The sequence below is a fragment of the Streptomyces sp. NPDC002680 genome, from assembly GCF_042889145.1.
In the GTDB taxonomy this organism is placed as follows: domain Bacteria; phylum Actinomycetota; class Actinomycetes; order Streptomycetales; family Streptomycetaceae; genus Streptomyces; species Streptomyces adonidis.
This window is the reverse complement of record NZ_JBIAQP010000009.1, coordinates 390,502-402,458: the sequence shown is the minus strand read 5'-3', so window position 1 is coordinate 402,458 and position 11,957 is coordinate 390,502. Positions and strand designations below refer to the sequence as shown.

The 11,957-nt window shown below is 67.4% G+C and carries 14 protein-coding genes; 4 read left to right on the top strand and 10 right to left on the bottom strand.

All coding sequences use genetic code 11. The features are described from left to right. Positions 1–2: 2 nt before the first annotated feature. A complete protein-coding gene (gene rplC / locus ACFYXF_RS25430) occupies positions 3–647 on the bottom strand; it encodes a 50S ribosomal protein L3 (protein WP_235475510.1) in 645 nt (214 codons plus the stop codon). Positions 648–664: 17 nt separating this feature from the next. Then, the gene (rpsJ, locus tag ACFYXF_RS25425; protein ID WP_003948644.1) at positions 665–973 is read right to left on the bottom strand and encodes a 30S ribosomal protein S10; all 309 of its coding nucleotides are present in this window, start codon (positions 971–973) and stop codon (positions 665–667) included. 475 nt (positions 974–1,448) lie between these two features. Here rpsJ and ACFYXF_RS25420 point away from each other — a divergent pair, with 475 nt between their 5' ends. Further along, entirely contained in the window at positions 1,449–2,153 is a 705-nt protein-coding gene (locus ACFYXF_RS25420) for a hypothetical protein (RefSeq protein ID WP_389352603.1), read from the top strand. A gap of 6 nt (positions 2,154–2,159) precedes the next feature. Here ACFYXF_RS25420 and ACFYXF_RS25415 read toward each other — a convergent pair whose 3' ends face one another. From ACFYXF_RS25415 to ACFYXF_RS25405, 3 genes are read right to left on the bottom strand one after another with little or no spacing between them, the layout of a single operon-like run. Beyond that, the gene (locus ACFYXF_RS25415) at positions 2,160–2,993 is read right to left on the bottom strand and encodes a hypothetical protein (RefSeq protein WP_389352602.1); all 834 of its coding nucleotides are present in this window, start codon (positions 2,991–2,993) and stop codon (positions 2,160–2,162) included. 37 nt (positions 2,994–3,030) lie between these two features. Continuing rightward, positions 3,031–3,222, bottom strand: a complete 192-nt coding sequence (locus ACFYXF_RS25410) for a DUF397 domain-containing protein (protein WP_389352600.1) — start codon at positions 3,220–3,222, stop codon at positions 3,031–3,033. After that, complete coding sequence (locus tag ACFYXF_RS25405; RefSeq protein WP_389352599.1) at positions 3,219–4,073, bottom strand: helix-turn-helix domain-containing protein; 855 nt, start codon at positions 4,071–4,073, stop codon at positions 3,219–3,221. Before ACFYXF_RS25405 ends, ACFYXF_RS25410 begins: the two co-directional genes overlap by 4 nt. A gap of 140 nt (positions 4,074–4,213) precedes the next feature. On the opposite strand from ACFYXF_RS25405, the gene ACFYXF_RS25400 reads away from it, so the two are divergent. Further along, positions 4,214–4,639 (top strand): ATP-binding protein, encoded by a 426-nt coding sequence (locus ACFYXF_RS25400; RefSeq protein ID WP_389352597.1) that lies wholly within the window; start codon positions 4,214–4,216, stop codon positions 4,637–4,639. Positions 4,640–4,666: 27 nt separating this feature from the next. Here ACFYXF_RS25400 and ACFYXF_RS25395 read toward each other — a convergent pair whose 3' ends face one another. From ACFYXF_RS25395 to ACFYXF_RS25375, 5 genes are read right to left on the bottom strand one after another with little or no spacing between them, the layout of a single operon-like run. After that, positions 4,667–5,587, bottom strand: coding sequence for a hypothetical protein (locus ACFYXF_RS25395; RefSeq protein ID WP_389352595.1), 921 nt, complete (start codon positions 5,585–5,587; stop codon positions 4,667–4,669). Between the two features lie 42 nt (positions 5,588–5,629). Next, positions 5,630–6,520 carry a hypothetical protein gene (locus tag ACFYXF_RS25390; RefSeq protein ID WP_389352594.1) on the bottom strand — a complete coding sequence of 297 codons (891 nt, stop codon included), beginning with the start codon at positions 6,518–6,520 and terminating at the stop codon, positions 5,630–5,632. 15 nt (positions 6,521–6,535) lie between these two features. Then, positions 6,536–7,174, bottom strand: a complete 639-nt coding sequence (locus ACFYXF_RS25385) for a hypothetical protein (RefSeq protein WP_389352592.1) — start codon at positions 7,172–7,174, stop codon at positions 6,536–6,538. A gap of 10 nt (positions 7,175–7,184) precedes the next feature. Continuing rightward, on the bottom strand, positions 7,185–8,390 hold the full coding sequence (locus ACFYXF_RS25380) for an enoyl-CoA hydratase/isomerase family protein (RefSeq protein WP_389352590.1): 1,206 nt from the start codon (positions 8,388–8,390) through the stop codon (positions 7,185–7,187). Between the two features lies 1 nt (position 8,391). After that, positions 8,392–8,700: a hypothetical protein gene (locus ACFYXF_RS25375; RefSeq protein ID WP_389352589.1), complete on the bottom strand. Its 309-nt coding sequence runs from the start codon at positions 8,698–8,700 to the stop codon at positions 8,392–8,394. Positions 8,701–9,097: 397 nt separating this feature from the next. Here ACFYXF_RS25375 and ACFYXF_RS25370 point away from each other — a divergent pair, with 397 nt between their 5' ends. Both ACFYXF_RS25370 and ACFYXF_RS25365 read left to right on the top strand, forming a co-directional pair. Next, positions 9,098–10,663 carry an MFS transporter gene (locus ACFYXF_RS25370; RefSeq protein ID WP_389352686.1) on the top strand — a complete coding sequence of 522 codons (1,566 nt, stop codon included), beginning with the start codon at positions 9,098–9,100 and terminating at the stop codon, positions 10,661–10,663. A 245-nt stretch (positions 10,664–10,908) separates the two neighbouring features. Continuing rightward, on the top strand, positions 10,909–11,904 hold the full coding sequence (locus tag ACFYXF_RS25365) for an Lrp/AsnC family transcriptional regulator (RefSeq protein ID WP_389352587.1): 996 nt from the start codon (positions 10,909–10,911) through the stop codon (positions 11,902–11,904). Positions 11,905–11,957 lie beyond the last annotated feature (53 nt).

The window sequence follows — 11,957 nt, the reverse complement described above, 5'->3', positions numbered from 1 at the left end:
CCTCAGGCCCCCTTGGCCGCGGTGCGGACCAGGACGAGGCCGCCGTTCGGACCAGGAACCGCGCCCTTGATCAGGAGCAGGCCCTTCTCCGCATCAACGGCGTGAACGGTCAGGTTCTGGGTGGTGACCCGCTCGTTGCCCATGCGACCCGCCATGCGGAGGCCCTTGAACACGCGGCCCGGGGTGGCACAGCCACCGATGGAACCGGGGGAGCGGTGCTTGCGCTGGGTGCCGTGACCGGCGCCGAGGCCCTTGAAGTTGTGACGCTTCATGACACCGGCGAAGCCCTTGCCCTTGCTCTTGCCGGTCACGTCCACCTTGACGCCGGCCTCGAAGACCTCAGCGGAGATCTCCTGGCCCAGCGTGTACTCGGAGGCGTCCGCGGTGCGGATCTCGACGAGGTGGCGGCGGGGGGTGACGTCGGCCTTGGCGAAGTGACCCTTGAGGGGCTTGTTCACCTTGCGGGGGTCGATCTCGCCGAAGGCGATCTGGACCGCTTCGTAGCCGTCGGTGTCGTTCGTACGGACCTGGGTGACGACGTTGGTGCTCGCCTTGACGACGGTGACCGGAACAACACGGTTGTTCTCGTCCCACACCTGCGTCATGCCGAGCTTCTCGCCCAGGATGCCCTTGATCTGCTTAGCCATTCTCAGATCACCGTTCCCTAGAGCTTGATCTCGATGTCGACACCGGCCGGGAGGTCGAGTCGCATCAGAGAGTCAACGGTCTTGGGCGTCGGGTCGAGGATGTCGATCAGGCGCTTGTGCGTGCGCATCTCGAAGTGCTCGCGCGAGTCCTTGTACTTGTGCGGCGACTTGATGACGCAGTACACGTTCTTCTCAGTGGGCAGCGGCACCGGGCCCGCGACCGACGCACCAGTTCGCGTCACCGTCTCGACGATCTTCTTCGCCGAGGAATCGATGACCTCGTGGTCGTAGGCCTTGAGCCGGATGCGGATCTTCTGTCCCGCCATGGCTACTCAGTAGTCCTTTGTCTAGTGAAACGCTCTGGAACCCGGGGGTTCGCGTCCCGTCCTCCGACCCACGCGGTCGGGTGTGTCGCGCTCCTGCCGCACAGATATCCGCTAATCCATCAACGGATTCCCCTACGTACGAGGGACGCGGCCCGCCCGAAAGCAACCGCAGGACCGGGGGCTGAAACACCCACCGGGTGCCTGGCCTGCACCCCGCTGACACTTCCCGAAAGATTCCCGTACGTCCGCCCCAGCGCTGCCTTACGGCAGTTGAGGCGACGAGTACTGTGGGACTCGCTTCCGGTCCTCCCGACGGGAGGCGCGCAGCATCGGCGCTCGACCGAGCAACTCCGACAGTCTGCCATACGGGGCACGGCCTCCGCCAATCGAGCCGGAGAGAATACCCCGAGGGTGACGAAGGTCAAACACGAGCGGGGTATGTCCCCCGCCCGGCCGCATCGGTCATGCTCCCCGTGTGACGTATGACATGGACCTGAACACGGCGGCGGCGCACCTGGAGTCACGCATACAGGGCTGGCGGGCGGAGGGCATGCAGGTCTCGGACGCCCTGTGGGCAGCGGACGCGGCCGTCCTGGAGGTACGGATCGCGTCGCCGTCCTGGCAGATACCGCTCACCGTCATACAGCTGTACGAGTCCGGCCACGCGCGTGCCCTGTTCCTCTCACCGGCCGACCCCGTCGAGGAACGCCACCGGATCCCGTCCCTCGACGCGTGGAGCACGATGCTCACGGAGACGGTGACCCGAGCGGCCCGCGTACGCCACACACAGGCCCGCCTGCTGACTCGCACCTGCACGACCGGCTGGCTGGACTGGATCCACGGCGAGCTGTGGCTGCTCCCCGAGGGCCTGCTGCGTATCCGCAGCGGCTTCATGACGACGCTGGCGAACGGCCACGGCTCCGGCCTGACGGCCCAGGACCCGTACCGGCCCCTCACGTACGACCCGGCGACCGTCCTGGCGACCCACCCCACGAACAAGCTGATCCCGTTCGCGGGGATGGCCGCGGCGCGCCTGCACGGCGGGGTGACCACCTCCGGCATGGAGGTGGCCATGACGGACGGCACCCGCCACAAACTCCTGTGGGCGACCTTGGACCCGGCCCGGCGACTGCTGCGGGAGCGGCTGCTGCCGCTGCTCGGCACGAGGCTCACCCACTGACCGGGTTCAGCGCACGTCGATGTAGTCCTGGCCGCTGGTGGCAGTGCCGGTGACGCTGTTGCCGTAGTACACCCACCGGAAGAAACCGTCGGTGGTGGCGGTGACGGTGGTGCTCAGGGCACCCGCGCTGTTGGTCCTGACCTTCTTCAGCGTCTTGAAGGAGGTGGCGTTCTTGGCGCGGAACTGGAGGCTCACGGTGCTGCCGGCGTAGGGGTCGTTCTTCTTGGTGGTCCAGTTCGCCCGGGTGAGCTTGCTCGTGAGGGTGAGCTGCTTGCCCTTGGTGACCGGCTCGGGGGTGGCGTCGGCGGTGGCGAGCTTGGCGGCGCGGCGGAGGGAAACGCCTCCGGACCTGGTCTCGTACTCCTCGGCCACGACAGTGGTCTCGTCAGCCTTGAAGAGACGGAGCACTGCGGCGATCTTCCATGTGGTGGCGTCGCTGTTGGAGTCGACCTGCTCCTGTGCCGGATGGGGCTCGATGTACAGGTTCCCCTCGCATCGGGCCCTCTTGAGGTCGAGTTCATAACAGGTGTAGCTGCCCGGCCCTATGTAGTTCGGTCCGTTCTTGGCCGCCTCCGCTGCCGAATTCCCTCGGTAGAGGTAGGGGAACGCGTCATAACGGAACGGATGATCCGTGTCGTACCCCGCAGGCAGAGCGATCCTGAACTTGATGGGCGGTTCCACCACCCTCGACGTGCCGACCACGATCGGCTTGCCGTTGTTGATGACGAGGTCGGACAGGACGATGCCCGTGTCCTTGGCCTGTGCGGCCGGGGCGTTGAGCACCGAGAGCGCGAGGGCTCCGGCCGTCGCGACCACGGCAACGGTACGTCTTCGGTTCATTCGGGCCTCTCCGACAGTCAGTTGCTTGATCGGTTGATCAACTGGCGGAAGCGTACGAGATGAACTCGGTCCAGGTGGTGGGGGTGAGGGTGAGGCGGGGGCCCTGGGCTGCCGACTTGGAGTCGCGGACGTGAACGGCACCGGGGGCTGTGGCTATCTCGACGCAGTCGCTGGGGTTGCTGCTGTCGCTGTAGCTGCTCTTGAACCAGTGGAGTTCCGTGGCACTCATAGTTCTCCCAGCGCTTGCTCGATAAAGGCCAGCGACTCCCCCGGGGAGAGCGCCTGAGTCCGGATGATGCCATACCGCAGTTCGAGGATCTGGAGCTGCCTCGGGCTGGACACCGGCCTCCCGCCGAACTCGTCATCGGTGCGCCCTGCTCCCGTACCGTCCCCGAATTTCAGCACCTGGATGCGACCGCTTGTTCCCGGGTGGTCCGCGCGTGCCGTCGGCATCACCTGGAACTCGACGTTCGGCAACTGGGCGATCTCCAGCAGATGTTCGAGCTGTCGGCGCAGCACCATTGTCCCGCCGACCGGGCGTTCAAGGGTCACCTGTTCCTGGACGAAACCGAGTTCCGCGGCGGGCTCCCGCTGGAACACGGCCTGCCGAGCCATGCGCCCGGAGACTGCCCGGTCCAGGCTCTCCGCCGAGAGCTTGGGCCGCCAGGTGGCAAGCAGCGCCTGCGCGAACTCCCGCGTCTGCAGAAGCCCATGGACGTTGTGGTTGCTGTACAGCAGCATCTCAACAGCCCGGTCCTCAAGTTCCTTCAGCTCACGCACCTTCCTGGGGTACCGGACCCTCTCCATGTCCTCCATGAACGCCCGCAGATGCCCGCCCGCGTTCAGGACGTCATCAGCCCGGTCCAGGAACTCCACCCTTGGGATCCGCGCCCCGCGCTCGATCTTGCGGATCATGTCCTCGCCGTACCCCATGACTTGGGCGAAGTCGGCCACCCGCATCCCGGCCTGCTCACGACAGAACTTGATGAGCCGCCCGACGGCCTCCACCAACGGCGCACTCTCGTCACCAGGTTCGAGGTCCCAGCCGGACTCGTCCACACCTTCGTTTTCGCTGTTCATGCCCACCCACCTCCAACGCGCACCCGTACCCGCACGTCATCCGAGACAGCCAAGACAGAGCGAGACAAGAACCGGACAGCGCGGATACGCACAGGCGTCACCGCACGTCAAGGCAAGCATGTTCCGCCACGCTGAGTGACATGAATCAAGAAACCGCCGATCACGCACCCCAACACACCGACCACATCCGCAACTTCAGCGCTCTGCTGCCGCCCACACCCCGTGGAGCCCGGCAGGCTCGTCGACTGGCGGTGGAGCAACTCCGCGACTGGGGGCTCCCGTTGTACCCCGCGCAACACCTGGTCGCCGAACTCACGGCGAACGTCGTGACCCACGGCCGCGTACCGGGCCGCGATTTCCGGCTGGTGCTGTACGTCATCGACACCACCCTCCGCATCGAGGTGACGGACACGAGGGACGACCTGTTGCCGGGGGTACGGGAGGCGGCGCCGGACAGCAAGTCGGGGCGGGGGCTGGTGATCGTGGAGGCGTTGGCGGACCGGTGGGGGGTGGGGTTGGGGCCGCGTCCTCGGAAGACGGTCTGGGCGGAGTGCGGAGTGGGGTAAGGATTCGACCTGCCGTACGGGCGGGGGTCAGCTCCGGAGGTCCTCCGGGTGGTACTCCATGTGCTTGAGTTCGGTGCCGTTCCCGTCCATGACCATGCTCAGGCCGGAGTGGCCGAACAACGCTTCGACCTCACTCAGCGCAAGCACTTCGACCCGGAAGCAGCCGCACGGGTTCCGCATCACGAGCGGCAGCTCGGCATCCGGCGCTTGGGCCTCCGCGAAGTCCTCAGCGGTGGTCCGCTGGGCAGGGGTGAGGGAGTCCAGCGGAATGAAGTCGGGAGGCTCGATCAGGAACTGAGTGAGCCGTTCTCGGCTGACGCTGTTCAGCCTGCACCATGAGCCGTCCGTGAAGACGATCTTTACGTCACGACTTGCCTGGAAGCTCCGCAGTTCAACTCTCTCGATGGTGGACCGAGGGGTTTCCCAGAGGAGTTCGTCGTCAACTCGATAGCGATTCCCTTTGACGTTGGGGAAGCCCACGATCACGAGCCGACGGTCGGTGACGACCGCGTGCGTTCGATACCGCTTCTCGGAGGAGCGGCCGGGGTCCAGCTGCCAGGGCAAGGTGCGGGCCACAGTGCCCTGCGCAGCCCATATCACCGGGAAGTCGTCGACCTCGTCCGCAGGGTCGTCCGACGACGTGTCGCTGCCGTCCCCGGAGTCCATGTAACCGGTGAGATTTCCGCCATGGGCGGAGAGGAATGCCAGAACGGCGACGCCTGCGGCAATCGCCACGCCCTTGACGGTGTTCCGGGCGATCGTGCCGCTCGTCGAATGCGCTGTGTACGTCGGGCCCGCCGGCCAGCCGACGAGTTCACCCTGAATGTCGTGACGGTCCTGGTCGCGGAACCACCTCATTCCGCTGACGCGCATGACCGCGCCACTGGCGAAGGTGACCGGAGCGCGAGCAAGAAGTACCTCACCCTCGTCAGGCTCCCAGACGCTCATATCAGCATGGTTCTTTCCTCGTGCCGGCTGTGGATACCGGTGCTACAGATCGCCCGGCTTCGGCTGCGCGGGAGCACCCGAGTCGTCCATCAGGATGGAATGCGTCTCGAAGAGACCCTTCCCCGCCTTCGCCGGGACGCGGGCTTCGACGAGGACGATCCCGCTGGTCAGCCTCGTATACGCAGGCGGCTGCGCAGTTTCGGGGAGGTCTGCCATGAAGCGGGACACCCGCTCGCGCTGTGCGTTGGACAGGGCGCTCTCGGCAAGTCCCTGCGCTGTGCCCGAGAGGAACTCGGCGAGGCGCTCTGCGGTGTCGGGGCTGCCCGTGAAGAGACGGATCCAGGACTGGTCGGTGAAGGTGATGCGTACATCCGCGCCGACCTCGCTGAACTTCATGCGCCGGGCTCCGGCGATCGACTCCCGCGCGTACTCGCCCAGCACATCGGCCTTGTCGAGAGTGCCGCTCCGGGTGCCGAGGAAGAGCAACCGCCGACTGGTCAGGGCCAGATCCGTGGTGTATCCCTCCGGACGCCGCCCCGGATCCAGCTGCCACGGCGCCGTACGCGCGAGGGTCCCGGGGGCTGCCCACATCACGGGGAAGTCGTCGACCTCGTTCTCCGGTTCCTCAGGCTTCCCTCGGACGGGGACGTCCCCGAAGGGCGAGCCGGAGGCTCCTCCGATGTTGGCGATGAGGTTCGCGATCAACGGGATACCGACGAGAAAGGCACGGCCTGCACGGCGAGCGGTCTGGTCGCCCACCGCATGCGGGCTGTAGACGGGACCGGACGGCCAGCCGGTCAACTCGTCCTGAATGTCGCCGCGCTCGGGGCCCCGGAACCATCTGCTGCCCGCGACCGCGGGAGCCACCCCGGTGGCGAACTTGGCCGTGGCCCGGAGGAGCAGGTCTTCGTCGGCTGCGGGATACCAGTCCATCAGTACGTCTCTCTCCTACGTGAATTCCAGCGAGCCAACGATTCCTGCAATGGCGTGCGTGAACTCTTCCCATTGTTCTACGGAAGCCGTGTCCAGAGTGATCACGGCGGTGAACGGGCCGGTCGGGAACGGAATGTGCACCTGGATCTGCCCCATCACCAGTTCCTCGTCATTACCGCTTTTCGTGTACAGGCCGTCCACCACGAGCTTGCGGAAGGCGATCACCGAGACCGCCGGACCGCAGGGCAGGTCGAGCCAGGTCACATCCCGCATGGGGTCGGGGCTCAGCACCGCGAAGATTCCCTGGGCGACGGTGTCCGGGTCCGCCTCTCCCGACTCGAACACGGCCACAGTGAGCGAACAGTGCGCCACCCCGCCGCCGTCCCCGATGTCGTACAGACCGATGCCGAAGAACGAGACACCGCCCGCCAGCATCTCCTGTGCCGTCGCGCCGTACAGACCGCTCATGGCCTCCCACAGGGGCTCCTCGCCCCGTGGGTAGATGTTTTGGACCAACTTCCGTACGGCTTCGGTCCGTTCGGTCTCGTCGAGGGAGACCTCGATCGCGTGCATACCCTCGGGCAGGCTGATGCTCATCGGCGGCAGCGCCATGCCTTCCACACCCAGCACCCGGAGTTCTTCGGCGTTGTCCATACCGTGGTGCTCAGTTCCCGTAGTCGTTGGTGGCGATGGTGTGGGCCTTGTTTCCGGTGAGCGCCGACTTGATGGTGGCGTCCAGGGCGCGGCCCGCGTTGCTCATCGGCGCGATGATGTCCTCGGCGCTCTTGACGAACGGCAGTTTCGACCCGATCAGGTTGACTCCCTGAGTACCGAGCCATTGCCCCTGCCGGATGTTCTGCAGTCCGCTCTCGGCGGCGAGAGCCAGACGGCTGCCGCCCTCGCCGAGTTTGACGACCGGAGTGGCCTTCAACGGGCCGAAGAGAATGAACGTCTTGCTGATGTCCGTCACGCCGCGATAACCCGAGCCGAGCTTGGCGGCACGCGCGGTGGCACTGGTCCCCTTGGCCAGTGCCGCGGTCCCCGTAAGCCCCTTGACCCCCGGCAGGATGCCCAGCGCATCGAACCCGATGTCCGCCCAGCTCACATCCGCACCCGCCGCCTTCGCCACCACATGCGTCAGCAGTGCGGCCCCGCTCGTGATCATCGCTGCGGCGGCGAAGATCGCGCCGATCGGTTCGAAGGGAGCGGTGATGATCGCGAGCACCCCCAAGGCACTGCTGACCATGCTCAGTACATCGCCGATCTCCTTGATCAGGTCCGCGTGCTCCTTGAGCCAGTCCCCCGTTGCGCCCCACGCGTCCGCGATACCCGTGCCGAGCTTGTCCCAGAAGCCGGGCTCGTCAGGAGCGATGTCGGCGGCCTTGTCCAGCTCCTTGCTGATCTGGCCGGCGGCTCGCCGGTAGCGTTCTTCGAGTTCGTGGACCTTCTGGATGACCCCGTTCACCGCGCTGGAGGTCTTGGCCAGGTCCTCGCTGCCCTTGCCGTCGGCCTTTGCCTCGGCCTCCGACTTGGCGTCGAGTTTTTCCTGGGCGGACTTGTCCAGGCGGTCCGTCTCGTCCTGGAAGTCCTGGAGTTCGCCCGCCCAGCGATGCAGCGCGCGCGAGGCCTTGTCGAAGGACTCGTGGCTCTTGCGGATCAGCGGGGTGACGTCCTCGCCTATGTACTCGGTGAATGCGAGTGCGGCCTTGCCCTTCCAGGCGCCGCACTCGATCCGCTCCAACTCCCCCAGAGCCGTGCCCAGTTCGCTTGCCAGCTTGCCGAGACGCTTGGCTAGTTCCCTGGTGTCCTCGACGTCTCCCGGGGTGGGATCCCAGCCGATGCTCGGCGGGACTATTCGCTGGCCCGCCACGTCACTTGCCCTTCTTCGAGGCCTTGGCGGACTTCAGGGACTCGGCCAGCTCCCGGTCGAGCCCGTCGAAGGTCTCGGCGATCTTGTTGATCATCTTCACCGCACCCTGGGTGTGCTTGCCGAGCTGCTTGATGCCGTAGCCCCAGTCGTCGGCGAAGTCCTGGACGTCCTCGACCAGTCCGCTCTCGCCGACACACGAGGCGTCCGCGCTGCGCAGGCTGCGGCGGGTCGTCTCCATGCGGTCGCTGATCGAGGAGAACGTCTTCTTCAGGTCCGCGAATATGGTGTCGTCGAGGCGCAGGTCACTCATGGTGGTTCCCCCGTGAAACAAAAGTGCGATCAAAACACCGAAGTTATCGGTGGGGTCCGTGTCTTCGCCACACCGAACCCGCTCGGCAGGGAGGGGGTTTGTGAATTCTTGGGAATCGACCCGCACACGGCGACCTCCCCGCCCCCACGCCTCCCTCGCCAGCGGGCACTTCCCCTGACACAGGCCAGCCCGTGTCGGAACTCTCTCCCATCGACGCCTTCCATGTCGGATTCCCGGCATTCAGCCCCCGTGGCTGGGTCCAGGAGCCCCACCCGGCGGAAAGTGACGCCCGAAGTCAGCCAGCGCCGCGCCCGGCGCCCCAAGGGAGAGATTCGTGAACGTCAACGTCACGTCCACGGCGGAAGTGCCGCAGGAACGGCGGGCGGCCACGCTCGTCATGGCCTGTCTCGGCGTGTTCGTCGCCTATCTGCCGGTGACCACCGTCTCGGCGAGTCTGCCCGCCATTCAGCGGGCCCTCGGCACCTCGACCTCGCAGCTGTCCTGGGTGTCCGACGCGTTCGTCCTGCCCATGGCCGCCCTCATCCTGACCGCCGGTGTGTTCGGGGACGTACACGGACGGAAGAAGGTGTTCCAGGCCGGGCTCGGGTTCAGTGCTCTGGGCGCTCTGATCGCGCTGTGCGCGCAGTCCGTCGAGGTTGTGTGGTTCGGGCAGGCGTTCGCGGGGCTCGGGGCCGCCGCCCTGCTGCCCACGACGCTCGCGCTGATCAGCCACGCCGTCCCCGACCCGCGTGAGCGCGGGAAGTTCATCGGCCTGTGGGCGACCGCCCTCATGTCGGCGCTGGCCCTCGGTTCTCTCATCGCCGGCGTGATCCTCGAACACTTCGCCTGGCGCTGGATCTATCTGCTGCCCATCCCGGTCTCGCTGCTCGCGATGGCGTTCGCCGCGAAGCTGCTGACCGACTCCCGCGCCCCGGGCACGCGCCGCCTGGACTGGCCCGGCCAGGCCACCGCCGCGCTGACGATCACCGCTCTGGTGTACGGGATCATCGAGGGCGGTGTCACCTCCTTCACCGACCCGAAGGTCATGGTCGCGCTGTCCACCGCCGCGGTCGGCGCGGTCGCGTTCGTCATGGTGGAGCGGCGCAGCGCCGACCCGATGCTGGATCTGACGCTGTTCCGCAGCCCGGCCTTCACCGCCACCACCCTCATCGCCATGATCAGCTTCCTCGGCCTGATCGGCTTCTTCTTCGCGCTCAGCCTCTACTTCGGCATCGTCCAGCAGCTCAGCACCCTCGAAGCGGCCTACCGGCTGGTGATGGTGAGCATGGTCCCGCTGCTGCTCGGCGCCCCGGTCGGACGTCTGATGCACCGCGTCTCCCCCCGGCTGCTGATCCCGGGCGGCCTGGTGATCAGCGCCACCGCGCTGCTGTCGCTCACCTCCATCGGTACGGACACCTCGTTCGGCTCGCTCGCTTGGCGGCTGGCCCTGCTCGGCTTCGGTCTGTCCTTCGTCATCACGCCGATGACCGCCACGGCCGTCAGTTCGGTGCCGTTCCACCAGGCCGGCATGGCCGCGGCCGGCAACAACGCCTTCCGCCAGGTCGGCGGCGCTCTCGGCCCCGCCGTCCTCGGCACCCTGCTGACCTCCCGGGCCGTCGACGTCCTGCCCGACCACCTCCGTGACGCGGGTCTGACCGGCGCGACGGTCCGGCACGTCACCTCGGTCGCGGACAGCGGCGGACTCAGCGCGGTCGGCGGACTCGACCTGGGCGCGGACACACCCCGGGTCATGGCCGCCCTGTCCGAGGCCTTCGTCGACGGACTCCGGCTCTGTCTGACCGTCTCGGCCGTACTGGCCCTGCTGGCCGCCGCTGTCGGAGCCGCCCTGTTGCGCCGCCAGCAGCACACGACACCCCGGGTCACCTCGCAGGGCACCCCGGCTCCCGTCCCGCACGCCACCACCGGCGCCGCGACACCCGACGTACCGGCAGCACGGCCCTGAGCGGATGACCACCGGGCCTGCCGGTACCGGCGCCGTCCGTGGGGACGGGTTCGGCGCCTCCGTGTGGTCCGGGACCGATTCCCCCGGGTCCCGGGCCACACGGCGTCCAAGGGCGGCCTACGCTGAGAAGATCCCCCTCGATCGACGATCAACCCCTCTCAGCTCTCAGCTCTCAGCTCTCAGCTCTCAGCTCTCAGCTCTCAGCAGGTCAACGCCCCGCATCCCACCCACAGCAGGAGAGACCGGTGGAGCAGTCCACCCCCAGTGCCTCGCCGGGCCCCCTCGACGCCCTCGACCTCAAGCTGCTCCACGCGCTCCAGATCGACGGACGGGCCCCGTTCAGCCGTGTCGCCGAGGTGCTCGGAGTCTCCGACCAGACGGTGGCCCGGCGCTTCCGGCGGCTGCGTACGACGGCGAGCCTGCGGGTGCTGGGCATGACCGACGCGAGTGTGCTCGGCCGGACCAGCTGGATCGTGCGGCTGCGCTGCACCCCCGACGTGGCCGAACAGCTCGCGAACGCCCTGGCCAGGCGCTCCGACACCTCGTACATCGACCTGGTCTCGGGCGGTACCGAGGTGGTGTGCTCGATGCGGCCCCGCAGCCAGAGGGAGCGGGACGAACTCCTCTTCGACCGCCTCCAGCGCACACCCCGGGTCGTCTCCGTCAGCGCCCACTGTCTGCTGCACCACTTCTACGGCGGCGCACTGGGCTGGCTGAACAAGAACAGGGCGCTGGAGCCGGCGCAGGAGGAGTCCCTGCGTCCGCCCCAGGCCGAGCCACCGGCCACGCCCGTGCTCCTCGACGAGACCGACGAAGCGCTGCTCACCCTGCTGCGGCGGGACGGCCGGGCCACGTTCGCCGAACTCCAGACCGGCACCGGCCAGTCGGAGTCCGTCGTCCGACGGCGGCTGGAGCAGCTGCGCTCCACCGGCGCCCTGTACTTCGACGTCCAGATCGACAACGCGGCTCTCGGACAGGGCGTCACCGCGCTGCTCTGGCTGACCGTGAAGCCGTCCGCCCTCGACTCGGTCGGACGGTCGCTCGCGGCACACCCCGAGGTGAGTTTCGCCGCGGCCACCACCGGCCAGTCCAACATCGTCGCGGCCGTCAGCAACCGCAGCACGGGCACCCTGTACACGTACCTCACCGAGCGGATCGGCGTCCTCGACGGCGTCCACTCCGTCGAAACGACCCTGGCCCTCCGCCAGATCAAACAGCTCGCCTACGAACCGACCCGCTGAGCCGCCGAGCCAACAGCCACCAGCGAACAACCACCAGCCACCAGCCACGAGAC